The 21,781-nt window shown below is 61.4% G+C and carries 21 protein-coding genes; 14 read left to right on the forward strand and 7 right to left on the reverse strand.

Annotated elements, in window-relative coordinates; all coding sequences use genetic code 11:
- The 3 genes from DK871_RS28795 to dacB all read left to right on the forward strand — a co-directional run.
- Window positions 1-186: hypothetical protein (locus tag DK871_RS28795; protein ID WP_218581544.1), on the forward strand; the 186-nt coding region annotated here is incomplete at its 5' end.
- Between the two features lie 169 nt (window positions 187-355).
- Window positions 356-2,770 carry a TonB-dependent receptor gene (locus DK871_RS25825; RefSeq protein ID WP_161907136.1) on the forward strand — a complete coding sequence of 805 codons (2,415 nt, stop codon included), beginning with the start codon at window positions 356-358 and terminating at the stop codon, window positions 2,768-2,770.
- A 181-nt stretch (window positions 2,771-2,951) separates the two neighbouring features.
- Window positions 2,952-4,409: a D-alanyl-D-alanine carboxypeptidase/D-alanyl-D-alanine-endopeptidase gene (gene dacB / locus DK871_RS25830; protein ID WP_161907137.1), complete on the forward strand. Its 1,458-nt coding sequence runs from the start codon at window positions 2,952-2,954 to the stop codon at window positions 4,407-4,409.
- Between the two features lies 1 nt (window position 4,410).
- Here dacB and DK871_RS25835 read toward each other — a convergent pair whose 3' ends face one another.
- Window positions 4,411-5,190 carry an IclR family transcriptional regulator gene (locus DK871_RS25835; protein WP_161907138.1) on the reverse strand — a complete coding sequence of 260 codons (780 nt, stop codon included), beginning with the start codon at window positions 5,188-5,190 and terminating at the stop codon, window positions 4,411-4,413.
- A 120-nt stretch (window positions 5,191-5,310) separates the two neighbouring features.
- Here DK871_RS25835 and hmgA point away from each other — a divergent pair, with 120 nt between their 5' ends.
- From hmgA to DK871_RS25855, 4 genes are all read left to right on the forward strand, one after another.
- Entirely contained in the window at window positions 5,311-6,594 is a 1,284-nt protein-coding gene (gene hmgA / locus DK871_RS25840) for a homogentisate 1,2-dioxygenase (protein WP_161907139.1), read from the forward strand.
- Between the two features lie 3 nt (window positions 6,595-6,597).
- Window positions 6,598-7,884, forward strand: coding sequence for a fumarylacetoacetase (fahA, locus tag DK871_RS25845; RefSeq protein ID WP_161907140.1), 1,287 nt, complete (start codon window positions 6,598-6,600; stop codon window positions 7,882-7,884).
- A 12-nt stretch (window positions 7,885-7,896) separates the two neighbouring features.
- Window positions 7,897-8,532, forward strand: coding sequence for a maleylacetoacetate isomerase (gene maiA, locus DK871_RS25850; protein ID WP_032903326.1), 636 nt, complete (start codon window positions 7,897-7,899; stop codon window positions 8,530-8,532).
- Between the two features lie 250 nt (window positions 8,533-8,782).
- Window positions 8,783-10,135 carry an aromatic acid/H+ symport family MFS transporter gene (locus DK871_RS25855; RefSeq protein WP_161907141.1) on the forward strand — a complete coding sequence of 451 codons (1,353 nt, stop codon included), beginning with the start codon at window positions 8,783-8,785 and terminating at the stop codon, window positions 10,133-10,135.
- A gap of 74 nt (window positions 10,136-10,209) precedes the next feature.
- On the opposite strand, the gene DK871_RS25860 is transcribed toward DK871_RS25855, so the two are convergent.
- Entirely contained in the window at window positions 10,210-11,013 is an 804-nt protein-coding gene (locus DK871_RS25860) for a SirB1 family protein (protein WP_161907142.1), read from the reverse strand.
- Window positions 11,014-11,200: 187 nt separating this feature from the next.
- On the opposite strand from DK871_RS25860, the gene DK871_RS25865 reads away from it, so the two are divergent.
- Window positions 11,201-12,220 carry a Glu/Leu/Phe/Val dehydrogenase gene (locus DK871_RS25865; protein ID WP_161907143.1) on the forward strand — a complete coding sequence of 340 codons (1,020 nt, stop codon included), beginning with the start codon at window positions 11,201-11,203 and terminating at the stop codon, window positions 12,218-12,220.
- A 55-nt stretch (window positions 12,221-12,275) separates the two neighbouring features.
- Here DK871_RS25865 and DK871_RS25870 read toward each other — a convergent pair whose 3' ends face one another.
- A complete protein-coding gene (locus DK871_RS25870; RefSeq protein ID WP_003188807.1) occupies window positions 12,276-12,536 on the reverse strand; it encodes a YebG family protein in 261 nt (86 codons plus the stop codon).
- A 270-nt stretch (window positions 12,537-12,806) separates the two neighbouring features.
- On the opposite strand from DK871_RS25870, the gene DK871_RS25875 reads away from it, so the two are divergent.
- The 3 genes from DK871_RS25875 to DK871_RS25885 all read left to right on the forward strand — a co-directional run bounded on the left by DK871_RS25875 (window position 12,807) and on the right by DK871_RS25885 (window position 14,038).
- Window positions 12,807-13,067, forward strand: a complete 261-nt coding sequence (locus DK871_RS25875; RefSeq protein ID WP_044272025.1) for a DUF6124 family protein — start codon at window positions 12,807-12,809, stop codon at window positions 13,065-13,067.
- 179 nt (window positions 13,068-13,246) lie between these two features.
- Window positions 13,247-13,429: an antitoxin gene (locus DK871_RS25880; protein ID WP_161907144.1), complete on the forward strand. Its 183-nt coding sequence runs from the start codon at window positions 13,247-13,249 to the stop codon at window positions 13,427-13,429.
- A 120-nt stretch (window positions 13,430-13,549) separates the two neighbouring features.
- The gene (locus DK871_RS25885) at window positions 13,550-14,038 is read left to right on the forward strand and encodes a phosphate-starvation-inducible protein PsiE (RefSeq protein WP_161907145.1); all 489 of its coding nucleotides are present in this window, start codon (window positions 13,550-13,552) and stop codon (window positions 14,036-14,038) included.
- Here the strand turns inward: DK871_RS25885 and DK871_RS25890 are convergent.
- The 3 genes from DK871_RS25890 to DK871_RS25900 form a co-directional block, all read right to left on the reverse strand.
- Window positions 14,035-14,352 carry a DUF3509 domain-containing protein gene (locus tag DK871_RS25890; protein ID WP_078466754.1) on the reverse strand — a complete coding sequence of 106 codons (318 nt, stop codon included), beginning with the start codon at window positions 14,350-14,352 and terminating at the stop codon, window positions 14,035-14,037. The two genes, DK871_RS25885 and DK871_RS25890, sit on opposite strands and share 4 nt — an antisense overlap.
- Window positions 14,353-14,629: 277 nt before the next feature.
- Entirely contained in the window at window positions 14,630-15,919 is a 1,290-nt protein-coding gene (locus DK871_RS25895; RefSeq protein WP_161907146.1) for a serine/threonine transporter, read from the reverse strand.
- 61 nt (window positions 15,920-15,980) lie between these two features.
- Complete coding sequence (locus DK871_RS25900; RefSeq protein ID WP_161907147.1) at window positions 15,981-17,357, reverse strand: L-serine ammonia-lyase; 1,377 nt, start codon at window positions 17,355-17,357, stop codon at window positions 15,981-15,983.
- A 137-nt stretch (window positions 17,358-17,494) separates the two neighbouring features.
- Here DK871_RS25900 and DK871_RS25905 point away from each other — a divergent pair, with 137 nt between their 5' ends.
- Entirely contained in the window at window positions 17,495-18,442 is a 948-nt protein-coding gene (locus DK871_RS25905; RefSeq protein ID WP_161907148.1) for a LysR substrate-binding domain-containing protein, read from the forward strand.
- Between the two features lie 213 nt (window positions 18,443-18,655).
- A complete protein-coding gene (locus tag DK871_RS25910; protein ID WP_003188815.1) occupies window positions 18,656-19,066 on the forward strand; it encodes an HPF/RaiA family ribosome-associated protein in 411 nt (136 codons plus the stop codon).
- Window positions 19,067-19,122: 56 nt separating this feature from the next.
- Here the strand turns inward: DK871_RS25910 and DK871_RS25915 are convergent, their stop codons facing one another.
- Window positions 19,123-20,634, reverse strand: a complete 1,512-nt coding sequence (locus DK871_RS25915; RefSeq protein ID WP_161907149.1) for an MFS transporter — start codon at window positions 20,632-20,634, stop codon at window positions 19,123-19,125.
- A gap of 104 nt (window positions 20,635-20,738) precedes the next feature.
- On the opposite strand from DK871_RS25915, the gene DK871_RS25920 reads away from it, so the two are divergent.
- Window positions 20,739-21,611, forward strand: a complete 873-nt coding sequence (locus tag DK871_RS25920) for a LysR family transcriptional regulator (protein ID WP_161907150.1) — start codon at window positions 20,739-20,741, stop codon at window positions 21,609-21,611.
- Window positions 21,612-21,781: the final 170 nt, after the last annotated feature.

The following is a 21,781-nucleotide window of genomic DNA, read 5'->3' on the forward strand; positions in this document are numbered from 1 at the left end:
CGGCATCCCTGCCGGTTTACCCCCCAAATCCCTGTCGAATTCCGGCCAGCGTGGTTTGACGGGGCGCCTAAGATCAACATCAAGAGCGGCTCGCTTCGCATCGTGGTTACCGGTGTCTGCGGCGAACTGCAAAGTGGTGTAGATACCTATGCTGCGATAGCGGTGGTTCAGTTAAAGATTGATTGACTGACACTCCGCATTCGCGGGCAAGCCCGCTCCCACAGGTATGCATCCAGGCGCAATAAATAAAAAATAATTGCCAGCAGAGGTGAGGTAAATCGTCGGCTCATTCGTGTAGTGCATGAAACTGCGATCAATTCGCATTAACAGCGTTTTCTACACGGGTTTTCACAGCATGAAATCGACGGCGGGCGGTTGGGTCAAACAGTGGCTGGGAGCCTCGGTATTCACGGTGTCTGGGCTGGCCTTGCTGCCTCTGGCCATGGCGCAGGCGCAGGAGCAGCACAGCGCCCAGTTCAATTTTGCCCTGGCGGCCAAGCCGTTGCCCCAGGCGTTGAGCGATTTCAGCCGGGTCACCGGCATCAGTGTGATCTACACCGACGAAGCGCCCTACGGCCTCAGCGCCCCGGCAGTCAGCGGGCAGATGAGCGCGCCCCAGGCCTTGCAACGTCTGCTGGGCCGTTCCGGCTTCACCTTCCGCCAGATCGACGCCCGTACCCTGGCGCTGGAACCGGTGCCCACCGATGGCGCGGTCAACCTGGGCGCTACTACGATCAGCGGCATCGACCCCACCCAAGCCAGCACCAGCTACCAGCCACCGCCCACCAGTTCGGTGATGCGCTCCCATGGCCTGCTGCTGGAAACCCCGCAGACTGTGAACGTGGTGCCCGCTCAAGTATTGCGCGATCAACAGCCGCGTAACCTGGATGACGCCCTGGGCAATATCAGTGGCATCACCCAGTCCAACACCCTCGGCAGCACCCAGGACGCGGTGATGCTGCGTGGTTTTGGCGACAACCGTAATGGCTCGATCATGAAGGACGGCATGCCCGTGGTGCAGGGCCGGGCGTTGAATGCCACCGCTGATCGCGTCGAAGTGCTCAAGGGGCCGTCGTCGCTGTTGTACGGCATCCAGGACCCGGGTGGCGTGGTCAATATCGTCAGCAAAAAGCCCGAACTGGTGCAGTCCACGGCCCTGACCGCGCGCGGTTCAACCTTCGGCAGCGGCAAGAACGGCAGCGGCGGTAACCTCGACACCACCGGGCCCCTCGGTGACAGCGGCTTGGCCTATCGCCTGATCGTGGATCATGAAGACGAAGACTACTGGCGCAACTACGGTACCCACCGCGAGACGCTGGTGGCGCCGTCCCTGGCCTGGTACGGCGATACCACCCAGGTGGTTGTCGCCTATGAACACCGCGAGTTTCTCTCGCCCTTTGACCGTGGCACCGCCATCGACCCCAAGACCCGCCACCCGTTGAACATCCCCGCGACTCGCCGCCTGGATGAGCCGTTCAACAATATGGAAGGGCGCTCCGACCTGTATCGCCTGACCGTCGACCATGACCTGAACGACGACTGGAAAGCCCACTTCGGCTACAGCTGGAACCGCGAAACCTACGACGCCAGCCAGGTGCGCGTGGTCAAGGTCAACCCCAACGGCACCTTGACCCGCAGCATGGATGGCACCCAGGGCGCGTTGACCACCGACCGCTTCGCGACCGCAAGCCTGGAAGGCAACGTCGTGGTGGCCGGTATGCAACACGACCTGGTGTTCGGCCTGGACGACGAGTACCGCAAGATCTACCGCGCCGACCTGATCCGCCAGGCACCGCGAGGCAGCTTCGATTACAACAACCCGGTGTACGGCAAAGAAGTGGCGGGCTCCAACGTCAGCGCGCCGGACAGCAACCAGACGGACCTGCTGCGCAGCGACTCGCTGTTCTTCCAGGATGCGATTCATCTCAACGATCAGTGGATTCTGGTCGGCGGTGCACGCTATCAAATGTACGATCAATACGCCGGCAAAGGCGTACCGTTCACCGCCAACACCGATGGCAACGGCCAGAAATGGGTGCCACGGGCCGGGCTGGTGTACCGCTACACCGAGGAACTGTCGTTCTACGGCAGCTACACCGAGTCGTTCAAACCCAACTCCACCATCGCGCCGCTGGCCAACAAAACCGTGTTGGATGGCAGTCTCGACCCTGAAGAATCCAAGGCGTGGGAACTGGGCACCAAGTTCGACCTGCCGGGGCGTATCACCGCCAGTGCGGCGTTGTTCAACATCGACAAACGCAACGTACTCGTACAGGTGGGCGAGGGCCTGACTTCGGTCTACAGCGTGGCGGGCAAGGTGCGTTCCCGTGGCCTGGAGCTGGATGCCAGCGGCCAGTTGACCGACAAGTGGAGCCTGATCGGCAGCTATGCCTACACCGATGCCGAGGTCACCGACGACCCGACGCTCAAAGGCAAGCGCCTGCAGAACGTGGCGAAAAATACCGGCTCGCTGTCGGCGGTGTATGACTTCGGCACTATTTTGGGTGGCGATCAACTGCGGGTCGGCGCCGGTGCACGCTATGTGGGCGAGCGCGCCGGGGACGCGGCCAACAGTTTTGAACTGCCGAGCTATACCGTGGCCGATGTATTCGCCAGCTATGACACAAAGCTTGAAGGCCAGAAGGTCAAGTTCCAGCTCAACCTGAAGAACCTGTTCGACCGCACCTATTACACCTCTTCGGTGAATACGCAGTTTGTGTCCATTGGCGATGCGCGGCAGGTGTCAGTCTCAAGCACGTTGACCTTCTGATTCCGGGTTGCTGGCATTCATATGTGGGAGCTGGCTTGCCTGCGATGGCATCGACTGGGTTTGCCTAATACACCGAGTTGTCTGCATCGCAGGCAAGCCAGCTCCCACAGGAAAGCGGTCGCCACATTGATAGTGAGCTGTTAGCGTTGCCGCCATTGCATGCTTATGGAAAACGCTACTGATGCACTTTGGAAAATGGTTTCACACCAGCACCCTGCTGGTCGGCTTGAGTTTTTTACTGGGCGGCTGCGCCAGCGTTTCCCCAACCTCCACGCCGGCCACCCTGGATAAGCTGTTGAGCGACCCGGCGCTGCAAGGCGCCACCGTCTCGCTGATGGTGCGTGATGCCCGCACAGGCACCACGCTATATCAGCACAACCCACGCACACGGCTGGTACCCGCGTCCAACCTCAAGCTGTTGACCACGGCGGCGGCCATGGATGTGCTGGGGCCGCACTACCGCTTCGCCACTCAACTGCTGAGCAATGGCATACGCCAGGGCGACCGGCTGACTGGCAACCTCTACCTGCGTGGCCTGGGCGACCCGAGCATTCAGTTTGCCGACTACCAGGCCCTCGCCGCGCAATTGGCTAGCCAGGGTGTACGTCAGGTGCAGGGCGATTTAGTGTTTGATGACACCTGGTTCGATGCCGAGCGACTGGGGGTTGATTGGTCCCATGATGATGAAACCACCTACTACGGCGCGCAGATTTCAGCGTTGACCGTGGCGCCCAATACCGATTTCGATGCCGGCAGCGTGCTGGTCACCGCCAAGGCGCCGTTGCGCGTCGGCTCGCCGGTCGGCGTGGAAATCTACCCGCCCACCGATTACCTGCAACTGAATAACCGCGCCGTCAGCGGGCCGGGTAACAGCTATGGGATCAACCGTCGCCATGGCACCAACCTGCTGCAGCTCAGCGGCGCGGTGGCGCCTGGCCGGCAGAGCCAGCAATTGATCAGCGTGTGGGAGCCGACGCAACTGGTGGCCAACCTGTTTGAGCAAGCGTTAGCACAGCAGGGCATCAAGGTGCTGGGGCGCCGGGTGATGGGCGGGGCGAGTCCTGCTGGGGTAGCGGTGCTGGCTGAACACCAATCGGCGCCGTTGCAGGAGCTGATCGTGCCGCTGCTCAAGCTCTCGAACAACGCCATGTCCGAAGCCTTGCTCAAGGCCATGGGCCGCCAGACGGCCAACAATGGCACGGCGGCGGCAGGCACCGTGGCGGTGGCCGGCTTTCTCAAGCGCCAGGGGCTAGACACCAGCGCTTTGAGCCAAGTGGACGGCTCCGGCCTGTCGCGGCGTAACTTGGTGTCGTCGCAAACCCTCACCGACCTGCTACTGGCGACAAGCAAACAGCCGTGGTTCGACGCCTGGTACAACGCGCTGCCGGTTGCTGGCAATGCCGACCGCATGACCGGTGGCAGCCTGGGTTACCGCCTGCGCGGCACGGCTGCGGAAACTAACCTGCATGCCAAGACCGGCTCCATGGCCGGCGTGTCGTCATTGAGTGGTTACATCACCGACGCTCACGGGCGCAAGCTGGTGTTCGCGATGTTGACCAACAACTACGTGGTGGCCGGCGCGCAAGTCAAGGCATTGGAGGATCGCGTGGCTGTGGCGCTGTCGCGCAACGACGATTGATTCAGGGCTGATAGCCCATGCGCCAACTCACGGCCCGGGTCGCCGCCAGCAAGCGCTGCGCCGCCGGGCCATCTTCATCGGCGTGGAACAGTGAGGTCGGGCCGACCACGGTCATCACCGCCGCCACGTGCCCGACTGCATTGAACACCGGCGCTGATAATGCATCCACGCCAGGCATCAGCAGCCCATGGACGAAGTGCAGGCCGCGGCTGCGGATTTGCTCGCACACGCTGGCATAGGCCTGATCGTCCGCCAAGGCGTGGGCGGTGCCGGCTTGAACCTCGCGCTCGCGCAGCTCCACGGTTTCCCGCGACGGCAGGTACGCGCTGAACACCAGCCCGGTGGACGAGCTAAGCAGCGGTAGTACCGAGCCCAATTGCGTCACCACGGTGACGGCACGCACGGCCGGCTCGATGTGCACCACCGTTGCGCCCTGGTTGCCCCACACTGCCAAAAAGCAGGTTTCATTCAATTCATCGCGCAGCTCGGCCAGGGGCATGGCGCCGACTTTCAACACATCCATGCTGCCCAGCGCCGCCAGCCCCACTCGCAATGCCTCTCGGCCCAGGCCGTAATGGTTGGTGGCGCTGTTCTGTTCGGCAAAACCCGAAGCGATCAGCGCCTGCAAATAGCGGTGGACCTTGCTCGCCGGCATCTGCACATGCTCGGCCAGGCGCGACAGCGAGGTGGCCGGGGACAGTTCGGCCAGGGCCTTGAGAATATCGGTGCCGACTTCCGCCGAGCGGACTTTCTGTTTACCGGTGTCGCGGGGCTTTTCCATGGAAGGGCGAGAATCCGAGAGATGAATGGGCGTCTTTATAGCTTGACGGTCAACAGTGATCAAATTACGTTATGCGTAACCGGATTACGATAAAAACAACTTCTCTGCAGAGGAAGATCCATGGACCTCGAATACCTGTCGGGTTTCGGCAACGAGTTCGCCAGCGAAGCCTTGCCTGGCGCGCTGCCGGTCGGCCAGAACTCACCGCAAAAAGCCCCCTACGGGCTCTACACCGAACTGTTTTCCGGCACTGCCTTCACCATGGCACGCAGTGAAGCGCGGCGCACCTGGCTGTACCGCATCCAGCCGTCGGCCAATCACCCGGCGTTCGTCAAACTTGCGCGGCAATTGGCCGGTGGGCCCTTGGGGGCGGTGACGCCCAACCGCCTGCGCTGGAACCCGCTGGATATTCCGAGTGAACCCACGGACTTTATCGATGGACTGGTCGGTATGGTTGCCAACTCGGGGTCGGAAAAACCTTCGGGCATCAGCATTTACAACTACCGCGCCAATCGTTCCATGGAGCGCGTGTTCTTCAACGCCGACGGCGAGCTGCTGATCGTGCCGGAGCAGGGCCGCTTGCGCATCGCCACCGAACTGGGCGTGCTGGATGTCGAGCCGCTGGAAATCGTCGTGCTGCCCCGTGGCCTCAAGTTCCGTATCGAACTGCTGGATGCACAAGCACGCGGTTACGTCGCCGAGAACCACGGCGCCCCGCTGCGCCTGCCCGATCTGGGCCCCATCGGCAGCAACGGCCTGGCCAACCCGCGTGACTTCCTTACGCCGGTGGCCCGCTACGAAGACCTCAAGCAACCGACCACGTTGGTACAGAAATTCCTCGGTGAACTGTGGGCCTGCGAGCTGGACCATTCACCGCTCAACGTGGTCGCCTGGCACGGCAATAACGTGCCGTACAAATACGACCTGCGCCGTTTCAACACCATCGGCACGGTGAGTTTCGATCACCCGGACCCGTCGATCTTCACGGTCCTGACCTCACCTACCAGCGTGCACGGCCTGGCCAACCTCGACTTCGTGATCTTCCCGCCACGCTGGATGGTGGCCGAGAACACCTTCCGTCCGCCCTGGTTCCACCGCAACCTGATGAACGAATACATGGGCCTGATCCAGGGCGCCTACGACGCCAAGGCCGAAGGCTTCCTGCCGGGTGGTGCATCGCTGCACAGCTGCATGAGCGCCCACGGCCCGGATGGCGAGACCTGCACCAAGGCCATCAACGCCGACCTGGCGCCGCACAAGATCGATAACACCATGGCGTTCATGTTCGAGACCAGCCAAGTGCTGCGCCCGACCCAGTTCGCCCTGGAGTGCCCGCAACTGCAACCTGCTTATGACGCGTGCTGGGCCGCGCTGCCCGCCACCTTCAACCCGAACCGGAGATAACCCATGACTCAACCAACGCAGACCCGCAGCTGGGTATCCTCGGCCAATGGCCACGCGGATTTCCCCCTGCAGAACTTGCCCTTGGGCGTGTTCAGTATCAATGGCTCGGCACCGCGCAGTGGCGTGGCGATTGGCGATGCGATTCTCGACTTGCACGCCGCGCTGGACGAATTTGACGGCGAAGCCCGGCGCGCTGTCGAAGCCACGGCGGGGGGGCAACTGAACGCCTTTTTCGAACTCGGTCGCGGCCCACGCGTCGCCCTGCGCGAGCGCCTGCTGGAACTGCTGGCCGAAGGCAGCGAGCTGCAAAACCGCGAGGCGCAAGTGCTACACCGCGCCGTCGATTGCCAGATGCACCTGCCGGCCAAGATCAATGACTACACCGACTTCTACGTCGGCATTGAGCACGCACAAAACGTCGGCAAATTGTTCCGCCCCGATAACCCCTTGTTGCCGAACTACAAGTACGTGCCCATTGGCTACCACGGCCGTGCCTCGACCATTCGACCCTCGGGTACCGAGGTGCGACGCCCTAAAGGCCAGACCCTCCCGGCCGGCCAGACCGAGCCGACCTTTGGCCCCTGCGCGCGCCTGGACTATGAGTTGGAACTGGGCATCTGGATCGGCCAGGGCAATGCCATGGGCGATGCGATTGCCATTGGCGATGCCGCCGAGCATATCGCTGGTTTCTGCCTGCTCAACGACTGGTCGGCGCGGGATATCCAGGCCTGGGAATACCAGCCGCTGGGGCCGTTCTTGTCGAAAAGCTTTATCACCAGCATCTCGCCGTGGGTGGTCACCGCCGAAGCCCTGGAACCTTTCCGCAAGGCGCAACCGCCGCGCCCCGAGGGTGATCCGCAACCGCTGGCCTACCTGCTGGACAAGCGTGATCAGAACGCGGGCGCTTTTGATATCGAATTGGAAGTGCTGCTCACCACGGCCTCGATGCGTGAGCAAAACCTGCCCGCCCATCGCCTGACCCTGAGCAACACCGAGCATATGTACTGGACCGTGGCACAAATGGTTGCGCACCATAGCGTCAACGGTTGCCAGTTGCAGGCCGGCGACCTGTTTGGTTCAGGCACCTTGTCTGGCCCGCAGCCTGGGCAGTTCGGCAGCCTGTTGGAGATTACCGAAGGCGGTAAAAAGCCGATTGAGCTGGCTTCCGGCGAGGTGCGTAAATTCCTCGAGGATGGCGACGAAATCATCCTGCGTGCCCGTTGCAGCCGCGAGGGCTTTGCCTCCATCGGCTTCGGCGAATGCCGCGGTACCGTGGTCGCGGCGCGCTGAGAGGGCAGGGCCATGGAACTCTATACCTACTACCGTTCTACCGCGTCGTATCGAGTACGTATTGCCCTGGCCCTCAAAGGCCTGGATTTCACCGCGCTGCCGGTCAACCTGCTGGTGCCGGCAGGCGGCGCCAACCGCCAGCCTGAATACCTGGCGATCAACCCCCAAGGGCGGGTGCCGGCATTGCGTACTGATGAAGGGGCGTTGCTGATCCAGTCACAGGCGATCATTGAGTACCTGGAGGAGCGTTATCCCCAGGTGCCGTTGCTCTCCAAAGACCTGGTAGCGCGCGCTCATGAGCGGGCGGTGGCGTCGATCATCGCCTGTGATATCCACCCGTTGCATAACTCCAGCACCCAGAACTTGCTGCGCAAGTGGGGGCACGATGAGGCGCAATTGCTGGAGTGGATCGGGCACTGGATCAGCCAGGGCCTGGGCGCTGTGGAGCAGTTGATTGGCGACACCGGGTTTTGCTTTGGCGAGCAGCCGGGCTTGGCCGATGCGTTTCTGATCCCGCAGTTGTATGCGGCCGAGCGCTTCAAGGTGCCCTTGGCGGCATACCCACGCATTGGGCGGGTAGCGGCATTGGCGGCCCAACATCCGGCCTTCGTGCAGGCCCACCCCGCCAGTCAGCCTGACACACCCTAGGACCCCTGTGGGAGGGGGGAAGCCCCAATGCCGTTCAGTTAAGCGAACGCAATGCTCACAGCCATGAAGATCAAATGTGGGAGCTGGCTTGCCTGCGAAAGCGTTAGTGCAGTGGCAGATGCGGTGACTGACACACCGCCTTCGCGGGCAAGCCCGCTCCCACAGGGAGTTCGCGCTTAACTGACTGGCATTGGGGTAAGCCCCCCACATTTGATCGTGCCAATCTAATAAAAAATAAAGGTACCTTGCGATGCACAATCAGATTGCCAGCTTTCGCGCGGCACTCGACGCCCGTCCGGTGTCGCGCTACCAATGGTTGATTCTCCTGTTGCTGGCACTGCTACTGGTCACCGATGGCTATGACGCCCAGGTGCTGGGCTATGTAGTGCCGGCGCTGGCCCAGGACTGGGGCCTGGAAAAATCCGCGTTTGGCCCCGTGTTCAGTGCCAACCTGCTAGGCCTCACCCTGGGCTCGTTGCTGGTGACACCGCTGGCGGATCGGTTTGGCGTGCGACGTATCCTGCTGGCATGCGTGCTGATCTATGCCAGCCTCACGGTATTGATGGTGTTCGCCAATTCCCTGACCACGTTGATGGCGGCGCGGTTTATCTGCGGCATTGGCATGGGCGGGGCGATGCCCAGTGCCATGGCGTTGATGTCTGAGTATTCGCCGCCACGCCTACGCACCTTGATGGTGACCCTGGCCGCCTGTGGCTTTTCGTTCGGCGGCGCGGCGGGTGGCTTTGTGGCGGCCGGGTTTATCGACAGTTTTGGCTGGCAGGCGGTGTTCCTGGCGGGTGGTGTGACGCCGTTGCTGCTGTTCCCGTTTCTGGTATGGCTGTTGCCCGAATCCTTGCCGCGCCTGTTGCGCGATGCGCCGCCCTATCTGCGTTTGCGCAAAGTCACGGCGCGGATGCTGCCCCACTGGCAGCCACCGCCCGCGACCGAAGCGGAAAACCTGAAGGAGCAAGGCAGCAAACTGACGGTGGTAGAGCTGTTTCGCAACGGCTACGCGCGCCCGACACTGCTGATCTGGGCGACCTTTTTTGTCAGCCTGATCCTGCTGTATTTCATGATCAGTTGGTTGCCGTCGCTATTGCTCGAAAGCGGCCTGGCGTTGAACGAAGCCAACCTGGTCACCTCCATGTTCCTGTTCGCCGGCACCTTGGGTGCCATCCTCATGGCCTGGTTTGCCGACCGTCTGAAAAGCAAAGTGCGGTTGCTGTCCGGGGTGCTGGCGGCGGCAGCGCTGTGCACCATCCTGCTGGGCTTGAACCACGACAACCCACGCTACCTGGTGGCCTGCGTGTTCGCTGCCGGGTTCTGCATCATCGGTGGGCAACTGACCCTCAACGCCTTCGCGAGCAACTTCTACCCGGCGCACGTGCGCGCCACCGGCACGGGCTGGGCGTTGGGCGTGGGGCGATTCGGGTCGATTCTGGGGCCGCTGTTTGGCAGCCTGTTGTTGGCGATGCATATACCGGTCGAGCAGATTTTCTTCTTCTGCGCGATTCCGGCGGTGATTGCGGCGTTGTTGATTATTCAAGTGCGGGCGCCGGGAGCTTGTAGGAGCGAGCTTGCTCGCGAAGCACGTCAACGATAACGCGGCCATCCTGGTTTAACGCGGTGCCCTTGCGTTCTTCGCGAGCAAGCTCGCTCCTACAGTTGGGGGTTGGGTCAGTGCACTACTGCGTTGGGTGGCAGGTGCCCGAGCCGCTCGGTCAGGCGCAGACGCTGGATCGGGTCGTCGCTGAGCAGCAGGGCGTGTTCCAGGTCGAAGCGCTCGGCGCTCGGGCAATCCAGACGTTGATACAGGCTGGCGCGCGCCAGGTAGTCGGAGGCGCTGGCGTTGCCCAGTTCCAGTACGCGCTCGGCGTCCACCAGGGCGGCCAACGGTTCGTCGTTGGCAAGGTAGAGTTGGCGCAGGTTGCGCGAGAGCCGTTGCAGGATCGCCCGTGGCTCGGCAGTCAGTAGGTGGCCGGCCTGCAATTTCAGCTTCTCCCCGTATTGGCGCGCCAGCAACTCGCGACAGTCGTTAGGGTACAGGCGCCGGCCGCCGCAAGGGTCCAGCAGGTGATCGGCACCCGGTACCCGTAGCAGGAAATGCCCGGGGAAGTTCACGCCGACCATGGGGATATCCAGGCGCCGTGCCATCTCCAGGGCGATCAGGCCCATGGCCAAGGGTTGCCCGCGTTTGCGTTGCAGCACCTTGTCCAACAGCGCGGCGGCGGGGCGCAATGGCGTATGGTCATCCTGGGCAAACCCCAGGTCATTCATGCGCCGCAGCAGCGGCTGGCCGAGCTCATCCGCTGGAAGCAGGGGCATGCCCAGGCTGACCTGTTGTTGCAGCGCGCCAAGGTCGTGCAGGATCAGCGCCGGCTGCACGCTGGCGTCATGCTCGGCAGCAATCCACAACGCGGCTTCAAACAGCGCGGGGGGTGAACGGTCCAGGCAGGCGAAAAAGGCTGTGCGGGGATTCATCGAGTTCTCCGGCGTATGCCCCCGTTTTAGCCTTGCTGCGAATTTTCGTCCAGCATCTTGAGAGATATCCCACGCGCTTATGTCGTAGATCCCACGAAAACGCGTGGCTTATTCCAGCGCAATCCAGCAGTTTTCTGCCGCGAGCCTATACTTGGCCCACTACCAGAAGTGATTCGGGAGCTCATTGATGTTTGCGCTCATGCACAGCACCCGCCTTGAATCGCTGCACCTGAGCGTTGATCCGGTGACCGGCTTGAAGGCGATCATCGCCATCCACAACAGTCGCCTGGGCCCAGCGTTGGGTGGCTGTCGTTATCTGGCTTACCCTAACGACGAAACGGCCGTGGCCGATGCCGCGCGCCTGGCGCAAGGCATGAGCTACAAAGCGGCACTGGCCGGGCTGCCGGTGGGCGGCGGCACGGCGGTGATCATTCGCCCCGTGCACGTGGAAAGCCGTGCGGCGCTGTTCGAGGCATTTGGCCGTTGTGTGGAAAAACTCGACGGCCGCTTCATCACCTCGATCGACAGCGGCACCTCGGTCGCCGACATGGACTGCATCGCCCAGAACACCCGCTTTGTCACCAGCACCACGGCCGCCGGCGACCCCGCGCCCCATGCTGCCATGGGGGTGTTCGCCGGTATCCGCACCACCGCCATGGCGCGCCTGGGCAGCGACAACCTCGAGGGCCTGCGCGTCGCGGTGCAGGGCCTGGGCAACGTCGGTTATGCTCTGGCCGAGCAACTGCATGCCGCCGGTGCCGAGCTGCTGGTCAGCGACATCGACCACGGCAAGGTGCAACTGGCCATGCAGCAACTGGGCGCCCACCCGATTGCCAACGACGCCTTGCTCAGCACCCCGTGCGACATTCTTGCGCCCTGCGGCGTCGGCGCCGTGTTCAACCGTAACAGCGTCGGTCAGCTACGTTGCGCCGCAGTGGCGGGCTCGGCCAGCGCACAACTGACCAACCTGGACATCGCCGACCAATTGGAAGGCCGCGGCATCCTCTACGCGCCAGACTACGTGATCAACTCTGGCGGGCTGATCTACGTCGCCCTCAAACACGCCGGCACCGACCTGCCAGGCATCACCGCGCACCTGTCGAACATTGGCACGCGCCTGACCGAAATCTTCGCCCACGCCCAAGCCGAAAAACGCTCCCCCGCACGGGTAGCCGATGAGCTGGCCGAACGCCTGCTGTACAAATAGGCCAGGCATTAAAAAGGCCCTGAATCGATGATTCAGGGCCTGTTCAATTCGGGCTTTACTCCGCCGCCGGGTTCAGCAACTCGGACAATGCGTCCGGTTGGCTCTTGAACGCCTTGGCAAAGACATCGCGGTTCTTCGCCATGTAGATCCCGGCTTCTTCCACCTGCTGCTCGCTCAACGACGGCACGGCTTTTTGCAACACCTCTGCCAGCAACTCAGCGAGTTCAAGCATCTTGTCATGACGGTCAGCTTCGGCTTTATCCATGAACAAACGCTCCAGATCTCGGCTGCTGCGGTATACCACTTCGACGGCCATTCACCACCTCACATGCCTTCACGATAGTTGTCTTTTGCGACTACTGTATTTATATACAGCGAAAAGGATAAGCCAAACGTTGGGGTTTGGATAGTAGGTTTTTAATGTAGTTGGGAAATGGGGGGCTGAACCGGAAATTTCGCACAGCACGCTGAGGTTGCTGAGTAATCCTACGGTGACTTACCTTTCACGGGTCCTGCATTCGCATGGCCGAGCTTGGCGGCTCGATTAAAGGAAGGAGAACTTACTTTTTATTTTTGGAGTCGCGCCATGAAAAAAAATACCTCACTCATTACCGACCATCTGAATCCAGAGCCGCCTGTCACGCTTTTCAATGTCACGCTCAACCACGACACGGAAACGTTGCTGGCCAATGCCAGCGAAACCTTGGTCAGCGCCCGTGAGCTGGCCAACACGCTGGCCTTTGATCTTGAAGGTTCTCAGCGAAGCTTGGCGTTGGCTATTCACCAACTGGTGGAGCTGGGTGGCTTGTTAGTTGAAAGAGCGCTGGAACACGTCGCCCCTGTTTGAGCCCCGCCACACCTTTGCCGAGTGAGCTTGTTGTGGCGAGCGAGCTTGCTCGCGTTGGGCTGCGCAGCAGCCCCCATCCAGGCAGAGGTGTGCTTCCAGAAAAATCATAGTGATGGGCTCTTGGGGGCGCTTCGCACCCCAGCGGGAGCAAGCTCCCTCGCCACACAGCAGGCGTTCATATGAAAAATGAAAGTTTTGAAGTTCCTGAAGGCATTGAGGACCCCTGGTCATACGAACAATGGTTCCGAGCCAGAGTGGAAGGCGCATTGGATGATCCTAGCCCAGGCATCCCTCATGACGAAGTCATGAGGGAGATGAAAGCGGTCATCGAGTCGAAGCTTTCACTCCATCCGGCCGATTAAGTGCCTAATATCAGCCCGCCACCATCTCAATACCCTGCCTATGGCCTTTTTTCTGCATGCAGAACAACCGTCACGTCCACCCCGCATTATCCGGTCGAGCCGACCTAAGGAAGCATCATCGTGAAAATCAATTGGGCCGAAAGGCTGCGTCAGCAAGTCCATGGGCTGGCCGAGTCGCTGGGTAATCTGTTTGTCGAGTCGTTCCATTACCTGGCGCTGTTCGCCATTGGTGCGGTGACCGCCTGGGCGGCGGTGATGGAATTTCTGGGGATGCTGGAGAACGGGCACATCAAGATCGATGACATCTTGCTGCTGTTCATCTACCTGGAATTGGGTGCCATGGTCGGGATTTACTTCAAGACCAACCACATGCCGGTGCGCTTCCTGATCTACGTGGCGATCACCGCGCTCACGCGTTTGCTGATCTCCAACGTGTCGCACCACAACCCGCCGGACTTGGGCATCATCTACCTGTGCGGCGGCATTTTGCTGTTGGCGTTCGCGATCCTGGTGGTGCGCTACGCCTCGTCGGCCTTCCCTTCGGTAAAGGTAGAAGGCCCGCGTCGCAAGGGCGAAGCGAGCCTGGAGACCGAGAAGGGCGAGCTTTAAAGCCCGACGCTGAAGGGCAGGGTACGGGCGGGCGGGCGCTGCAGGAGTTTGTGGCTGTCGCCGTCCGTCATCAGCTCCAGGATTTGCACGGCGCTGTGGCCCTGTTCGATGGCGATGCCGAACTGGATGCTTTGCACCAGACGCTTGAGGCGTTGCGGGTCGTTGCGTTGTTCGGCGCTGATCATGCGCTTGGCCACTACGCCGGTCTCGTCCGAGAGGGTGAGCATGATGCTGCCGTCCAGCCGTTGGATGCTCAGATTGACGCGGTACTGTGGGCTGAAGGTGTCGGTGATGATCTGAAAAGGGTTGTCCATGGTGCGTTACCGCCTGATAAGAACATGCAGTCATTGACGGCCAGTGTCGGGATTAGTTCGCATTGCCTGACCACTGGCCAAATTCCGTTTTCCTCAAAAGCTCTACAGCAAGGGGCGTGCCGTACAGCGATTTACCCGGCACAGATATCCAAATGTGGGAGCGGGCTTGCTCGCGAATGCGGTCCTTCAGCCAAGTATTTGTTGGCTGATACACCGCATTCGCGAGCAAGCCCGCTCCCACATTATTTTGGGCTGTTTTTGAGATCAGTGAGCTAATTCAGGGCATCACGGAAAAAACGATCGCAGACAGCGCAATCAGCCCGATGACCACCACAAATACATTCGACACCTGGCCTGAATACCGGCGCAAAGATGGCACTCGGCGGATCGCGTACATCGGCATCAGGAACAGCAGGCACGCGATGATCGGCCCGCCCATGGTTTCGATCATGCCCAGGATGCTTGGGTTGAAGGTGGCCACTGCCCAGCAGGTCAGCACCATGAACAACGCGGTGCAGCGTTCCAGCCATTTCGCCGACATCGAACGATTGCGCCCGCGCAGGGATTTGACGATCAGGCCCTGGAAACCTTCACTCGCGCCGATGTAGTGGCCCAGGAAGGATTTGGTGATCGCCACCAGCGCGATCAACGGTGCGGCGTAGGCGATCACCGGCGTCTGGAAGTGGTTGGCCAGGTACGACAGGATCGAGATGTTCTGTGCCTTGGCGGCGGCCAGGTCAGCCGGTGACAGCGCCAGCACGCAGCTGAAGCAGAAGAACATCACCGTCAGCACCATCATGCCGTGGGCGGTGGCGAGGATGCCGCTGCTGTTGCGCTCGGCCTGGGCGCCGTAGACGCGTTTCTGGTCCACGGCGAAGGCGGAGATGATCGGCGAATGGTTGAACGAGAACACCATCACCGGGATCGCCAGCCACAACGTCTTGAAGAACAGCGGCAGCGGCATGCCCTCGCTGGCCGAGGCGAAGAACGCGCCGTTCCAGTTGGGGATCAGGCTGAACGCCAGCAGCAGCAAGGCGGCCACGAAGGGGTACACCAGCACGCTCATGGCCTTGACGATCACGCCCTGGCCGCAACGTACAATAGCCATCAGGCCGAGGATCAGCACCAGCGACAGAATCGCCCGGGGCGGCGGCGCCATGTGCAATTGGTGCTCCATGAAACTGCCCAGGGTGTTGGTCAATGCCACGCTGTACACCAGCAGGATCGGGAAGATCGCAAAGAAGTACAGCAGGGTGATCAGCTTGCCGGCGCCGACACCAAAGTGTTCCTCGACCACCTCGGTGATGTCGCCGGATTTGCCTGACAACACAAAGCGCGTCAGCCCACGGTGGGCGAAGAAGGTCATCGGAAAGGCCAGCAGCGCCAGCACGATCAGCGGCCAGAAACCGCCGACGCCGGCATTGATCGGCAGGAACAGGGTGCCCGCGCCGATGGCGGTGCCATAGAGGCCGAGCATCCAAGTGGTGTCGTGTTTGGTCCAGCCGGTGGTTACTGTGCTTTCTCTGACATCGGGATTTTCGGCAGCGGGTGTACGTACATCAGTCATCGGTATTGCCTCGTTATTATTTTTGCGCGGGCTCACGTTGGGGCGGGTAAAAGTGCTCCGATCAGCACTCCACCCAGCTGACCGCCAGGCCGCCCCGTGAAGTTTCTTTGTATTTGTCATGCATATCGGCGCCGGTATCGCGCATGGTGCGGATCACCCGGTCGAGGGAGATGAAGTGTTTGCCGTCGCCGCGCAGGGCCATCTGCGTGGCGTTGATCGCCTTGACCGCCGCAATGGCATTGCGCTCGATGCACGGCACCTGCACCAGGCCACCGACCGGGTCGCAGGTCAGGCCGAGGTTGTGTTCCAGGCCGATTTCGGCGGCGTTTTCCAGTTGCTCCGGGGTGGCGCCGAGAATATCGGCCAAGCCGGCAGCGGCCATGGCGCAGGCCGAGCCGACTTCGCCCTGGCAGCCGACTTCGGCCCCGGAGATGGAGGCGTTTTTCTTGCAGAGGATGCCGACGGCGGCGGCGGCGAGGAAGAAATTGACCACATCGTCGTCAGACGCGTCGGCGTTGAACTTCATGTAGTAGTGCAGCACGGCGGGAATGATGCCGGCCGCGCCATTGGTCGGCGCGGTGACCATGCGCCCGCCGGCGGCGTTTTCTTCGTTGACGGCGAGGGCGAACAGGTTCACCCACTCCATGGCCGACAAGGTTGAGGTGATCACGTTGGGCTTGCCGATTTCCAGCAGGCTGCGGTGCAATTTCGCGGCGCGACGGGGCACATCGAGGCCGCCCGGTAGGATGCCTTCATCGCGCAGGCCCTGTTCCACGCATTCGCGCATCACCGACCAGATATGCAGCAGGCCGCTGCGGATCTCTTCGTCGCTGCGCCACGCCCGTTCATTGGCCATCATCAGCTCGGATACCCGCAGGCCGTGCTTGTTGCACAAGGCCAGCAGTTCTACGGCGCTGGAGAAGTCATAAGGCAATTGCACATCGCTGGACGGCGCAACGCCTGATGCGGCTTCGGCGGCTTCGATGATGAAACCACCGCCCACCGAGTAATAGGTTTGTTCGCTCAGCAGGCCGCTGTCGCCATAGGCATGCAGGGACATGGCGTTGGGGTGGTAGGGCAGGCTTTCGTCCAGCAGCAACAGGTCGGTGTGCCAGTTGAAGGCAATCTCCTGTTGGCCGGCCAGCAACAGCCGGCCGGACTCGCGCAATTGCTGGATACGCCCGTTGATCGAGGTGGGGTCGACGCGGTCTGGCCATTCGCCCATCAAGCCGATGACACAGGCGCGGTCGGTGGCATGGCCGACACCGGTAGCGGACAGCGAGCCATACAGGCGCACTTCGACGCGACGGGTTTGGCTGAGCACATGCTGGTCGGTCAGGGCTTGGGCGAATGTCGCGGCAGCGCGCATCGGGCCGACGGTGTGGGAGCTGGAAGGGCCGATGCCCACCTTGAATAGATCGAAAACACTGATAGCCATGCTAAAGCCTTACAAGCAATGGAGTAGAAATCGCTGCCATGTTTTGTAGAGCAGGCGGAATTGGCGCGATACTGAGCCTCTGGCTCGGCACTGACCAACGAATTATCCTAAGACACCCTTTAGCAGGACTAAACGCTATGACTCGCCCCCTCCACGGCCAGACCTATGTCTGGTTGCATGTGTTTTCCTGCGCTGCACGGCATCTGTCGTTCACCCGCTGCGCCGAAGAACTGCACATCACGCCGGGGGCGGTGAGCCAGCAAATTCGCCAGTTAGAGGAACGCCTGGGTTTTCGGCTGTTTCATCGGCGTGCGCGGGGGGTAGAGCTCAGCGCCGAGGGCCAGCGCCTGGCGGCCGTGGTGGGGGAGGCCTACGGCAGCATTGATGCCGAATTGCAGCGCCTGGACGCCGGGATGATCAGCGGCACCTTGCGCCTGCGTTCGATCCCCTCGTTTCTGGGCAAGTGGCTGACCCCGCGTCTACCGCGCTTTCAGCAGCGTTTTCCGGACATCCAACTGCGCATGGTCGCCGAAGACAGCAGCATCGCCCTGCATGAGGGCGACTTCGACCTGGCCATCGACCTGAACGACGGCAGCTACCCAGGGTTGTTATCCACAGCCCTGTTGGACGAGCAGATATTCCCGGTGTGCGCCCCCAGCCTGCTGCGTGGCCGCCCGCCCTTGCATGGCCCGGCAGACCTGGCCCATTTCCCGCTGCTGCACGACATCACCGCCTGGCGTGGGAGTTATGAGTATGCCGAATGGGAGTTTTACCTCAATGCCATCGGCCACCACGGTGCCGACGTACGGCGCGGGCACACCTTCAACCGCAACCACCTGACCATCGAAGCCGCCATCGCCGGCATGGGCGTGGCGATTGCCCGGCGCACCTTGCTGAACGATGAGTTGGAGCGCGGCACCTTGATCGTGCCGTTCGGCCTGGCGGTGCCCAACCATAAACGCTATGTGCTGCTGTATGCGCCGGGGGCGTTGAACCATCCGGGCGTGCGTGCGGTGCACGACTGGCTGGTAGAGGAAGCGGGGATTTTTCGCGGCTTGCACCCGTTGGGAGAGGGGCAATTGTGAGTTTCGCAGGGCGTAAGAAGATGTAACTAACTCCCCACCCTAACAGCGTTTTTGCTCGTCGTCAGGGTTAATTTGTAATGTAGGATTTATCTTTGCAAAGGACTTGAATTGTTTCAGCAGGTGCTCAATTGTGTAATCAAGAGGTCATGGTTTCACCACCCCGGTGTTGCAGTTTGTGACCTCTGGCGAGCTAGCTGAAATAAGGGAAGAACTATGCAAATCCAAGTCAATAGCGATAACCATATTGAAAGCAGCATCCGACTGGAGGAGTGGGTACGTACTACCATTGAGAGCACGCTCGAACGCTACGAAGAAGACTTGACCCGTGTAGAGGTCTACCTGCGAGACGAGAACGGCGACAAGCCAGGCCCTCACGATTTGAGTTGCCGTCTGGAAGCACGGCCAAAGGGCCATCAACCAGTTTCCGTGTGCCATAAAGCCGATACGCTGGAGCAAGCGATCGATGGCGCCGCAGTCAAGCTCGACCACGCACTGGAACATCTGTTTGGCAAACTGCAAGGCAAGCCGCGCGCTGCCGGTAAAAACCAGCCAATCAACAAAGTGAACGAAGACGCGTTGGAAGAGGAATTCCTGGAAAACGAAAACGCTGCCATTAACGGCTGATTGTTTTTTCATTCCCCCACTGAAAACGGGCCTGCACATGCAGGCCCGTTTTTCGTTCAGCGCACGCGCCGGAAGAAATGCCAGCTCAACAGCGCCAACCCGCTAGCGCCCAAGCCCGCAAACAGCATGGCCCAGCTGGCGCCGCTGCGTAGCGCTGTTTGCGCATCCAGAACGGTCAGCCCCGGCGCATCCAATTTGCCTGCGGCAATGTGCTGGCTGAGGCTTGCCCACTCCAGCGCCGTGCTGGCAGGCAGCACCTGGGCCAAGTGATGGCTGATCCCCAACAACAGCACCAGGCCCATCAGCGCGATATTGAGCGCCAGGGTGATCAGCCGTGCGCTGAAGTCGATGCCCGAGGCCATGCCGGCGCGGTCAGCCGAGACTGAACCGGTGGTGGTGTTGGTGGTGGGGGAGTTCGTCAGCCCCAGTCCTATGCCCGCGATCACGCAACTGAGCAGCACCAGCGCGATGCTTGGTTGTTCGGCAACATTGACGATGGCCATTGCCACGAATCCCACGCCCATCGTGCCCAGGCCCAGGGGAATAATGCGTTCGGCGCCAAAACGCAGGCCCAGGCGTTCGGCCAGCGGCGGCACCAGCAAAGTGGGCAAGGTGTAGGCGAGCAGGGCGGCGCCGGTGGTCAGCGTGTCGTAACCCAGCCCCGCCTGGAAGTACAACGGCAGGTAGATCATGAACGGCCAGAAGCTGAAGTTCATGCCGATCGAGCCCATCAACGCGCCATTGAAACGCTGGATGCGCAACACCGAGAAGTCGAACATCGGGTGGGCACTGCGCCGCTCAATCAGGATAAACAGCAGCAGCCCGAAGACTGAAAGGCCGGCCCAGCCGAGCATCGCCGGGGTGCCAAAGCCGATTTCGCTGCCCTGGGTGATGAAATAGACCAGCGCAAACACCGTGAGTGTCATGGTCAGCATGCCGGCGATGTCGAGGCGATGGCTGGCCGGGTCGCGGGATTCCTGCACGCTGATGTGCAACAACGCTAAGGTGAACAGGGTCAGCGGTACGTGCACCAGGAACACCCAGCGCCAGTCCGCCACGGCCAGGATCAAGGCCCCCACCATCGGCCCGAAACCCAGGCCCACGCCAGCGATCACGCCCCATATCGCGAAGGCCCGCGCACGCGCCGCGGGTTCGCGGAATTGGTGGGACAAGATCGCGAACTGGCAAATCATCATTGCCCCGGCGCCGATACCTTGAACAAACCGCGCCACGATCAGCGTGGCGGCGCTGTCGGCCAGCCCACAGGCCAACGAAGCTAGCCCGAACAGCCATAGGCACACCACCAATACACGCCGACGACCAAAGCGATCCGCCAAGGTGCCCGCCGCCATCAGCACGCTGGTGCAGGCCAGGGTGTAGGCGTTCATGATCCATTGGGCGTCTTGAAAACCCGTGCCCAGTTCCTGTTCCAGCGTCGGCAGGATGACCGGCACGCTGGAGATTTCCAGGCCGAACATCAGGGCCACCAGGCAGACGGCGGTGAGGGCCATGCCGTTCCTGGCGGTACGCGGGCGAGTGAGGGCCGAGAGTGCGGCGGCGCGGGGCATACGACATTCCTTTCGAGAGCGGGAGGGGCTATTATCTCGGGAATGAGGTTCTTTATTGGCGACAACTTTTCCATAAATAAGGGAATACAGGGCGACAATTAACCATGGCTACTCCACGTTTTGATGGCGTCGAGCTCTTTTTGCAGGTTGTCGAAAGCGGCAACCTCACCGAAGCCGCCGAACGCTTGAACCTCACCCGCTCGGCGGTGGGCAAGGGCCTGGCGCGCCTGGAGGCACGCTTGGGCACTTGCCTGTTACAGCGTTCCACCCGGCGCCAGCGGTTGACCGAGGACGGGCAGGCGTACTACGAGCATTGCCTGCGTGCATTGGCAGAATTGGAGGCGGCCGAGTCGGTGTTGGAAAGCGGCCGCCAGCAACCCCGTGGGCGTTTGCGAGTGAGCGTGCCCTTGGCATTTGGTCATCACTATGCCGCGCCAGCGTTGTGGGCCCTGATGGACAGCTATCCGGAACTGGAAATCGACCTTTGTTTTTCCGACCGCATGATCGACTTGGTGCAGGAAGGCTTCGATATCGCTGTGCGCATCGGCCCGTTGCCCGACACCGACCGCCTGAGTGCAAGGCGCCTGGGTCAGCAGGTCATGGGGCTGGCGGCGTCACCGGCGTATTTGCAGCGCAAGGGCGCCCTTGAAAGTATCGAAGACCTGGCCGTTCATCGTGGCATTGCCTACCGCAGCAACACCGCGCAGCGTTCGCGCCTGGCTTCGCCTTTGATCGTGGACGACCTCCAGGCCGTGGCCGATGCCGCCATCGCGGGCGTGGGCCTGGCCTGGCTGCCGAGTTGGTTGATTGCCCACTACGCGCTGCGCGGGCAGTTGCAAGCCGTGCTGCCCAGCTACCGTGAGCAACCTGCGCCAATCCATGTGATCTGGCCGACGGCGGCGCATATGCCGGCCAAGACGCGGTGTGCCATTGACGCGTTGGTGGCCGCCACCCCCAGTTGCCTGGCGGGCAGTTAGATCCTGAACACACTGAAAATCATCTGTAGGAGCGAGCTTGCTCGCGAAAAATATCAACGATAACGCGCGCTTGCTGTATGAACGCGGCGCCTGTGAGTTTTTCGCGAGCAAGCTCGCTCCTATGTATGGACTCGCCCCCACTGTCAACCCGCTTTTCAAACAATGGTACC

The sequence above is a fragment of the Pseudomonas sp. L13 genome, assembly GCF_009935965.1.
Classification (GTDB): Bacteria; Pseudomonadota; Gammaproteobacteria; order Pseudomonadales; family Pseudomonadaceae; genus Aquipseudomonas; species Aquipseudomonas lactis.

What these genes read in the sequence shown, in the direction of transcription:
- DK871_RS25825 (WP_161907136.1), top strand. Translation starts at nt 356, where the DNA reads ATGAAATCGACGGCGGGCGGTTGGGTCAAACAGTGGCTGGGAGCCTCG.
- dacB (WP_161907137.1), top strand. Translation starts at nt 2,952, where the DNA reads ATGCACTTTGGAAAATGGTTTCACACCAGCACCCTGCTGGTCGGCTTG.
- DK871_RS25835 (WP_161907138.1), bottom strand. Translation starts at nt 5,190, where the DNA reads ATGGAAAAGCCCCGCGACACCGGTAAACAGAAAGTCCGCTCGGCGGAA.
- hmgA (WP_161907139.1), top strand. Translation starts at nt 5,311, where the DNA reads ATGGACCTCGAATACCTGTCGGGTTTCGGCAACGAGTTCGCCAGCGAA.
- fahA (WP_161907140.1), top strand. Translation starts at nt 6,598, where the DNA reads ATGACTCAACCAACGCAGACCCGCAGCTGGGTATCCTCGGCCAATGGC.
- maiA (WP_032903326.1), top strand. Translation starts at nt 7,897, where the DNA reads ATGGAACTCTATACCTACTACCGTTCTACCGCGTCGTATCGAGTACGT.
- DK871_RS25855 (WP_161907141.1), top strand. Translation starts at nt 8,783, where the DNA reads ATGCACAATCAGATTGCCAGCTTTCGCGCGGCACTCGACGCCCGTCCG.
- DK871_RS25860 (WP_161907142.1), bottom strand. Translation starts at nt 11,013, where the DNA reads ATGAATCCCCGCACAGCCTTTTTCGCCTGCCTGGACCGTTCACCCCCC.
- DK871_RS25865 (WP_161907143.1), top strand. Translation starts at nt 11,201, where the DNA reads ATGTTTGCGCTCATGCACAGCACCCGCCTTGAATCGCTGCACCTGAGC.
- DK871_RS25870 (WP_003188807.1), bottom strand. Translation starts at nt 12,536, where the DNA reads ATGGCCGTCGAAGTGGTATACCGCAGCAGCCGAGATCTGGAGCGTTTG.
- DK871_RS25875 (WP_044272025.1), top strand. Translation starts at nt 12,807, where the DNA reads ATGAAAAAAAATACCTCACTCATTACCGACCATCTGAATCCAGAGCCG.
- DK871_RS25880 (WP_161907144.1), top strand. Translation starts at nt 13,247, where the DNA reads ATGAAAAATGAAAGTTTTGAAGTTCCTGAAGGCATTGAGGACCCCTGG.
- DK871_RS25890 (WP_078466754.1), bottom strand. Translation starts at nt 14,352, where the DNA reads ATGGACAACCCTTTTCAGATCATCACCGACACCTTCAGCCCACAGTAC.
- DK871_RS25895 (WP_161907146.1), bottom strand. Translation starts at nt 15,919, where the DNA reads ATGACTGATGTACGTACACCCGCTGCCGAAAATCCCGATGTCAGAGAA.
- DK871_RS25900 (WP_161907147.1), bottom strand. Translation starts at nt 17,357, where the DNA reads ATGGCTATCAGTGTTTTCGATCTATTCAAGGTGGGCATCGGCCCTTCC.
- DK871_RS25905 (WP_161907148.1), top strand. Translation starts at nt 17,495, where the DNA reads ATGACTCGCCCCCTCCACGGCCAGACCTATGTCTGGTTGCATGTGTTT.
- DK871_RS25910 (WP_003188815.1), top strand. Translation starts at nt 18,656, where the DNA reads ATGCAAATCCAAGTCAATAGCGATAACCATATTGAAAGCAGCATCCGA.
- DK871_RS25915 (WP_161907149.1), bottom strand. Translation starts at nt 20,634, where the DNA reads ATGCCCCGCGCCGCCGCACTCTCGGCCCTCACTCGCCCGCGTACCGCC.
- DK871_RS25920 (WP_161907150.1), top strand. Translation starts at nt 20,739, where the DNA reads ATGGCTACTCCACGTTTTGATGGCGTCGAGCTCTTTTTGCAGGTTGTC.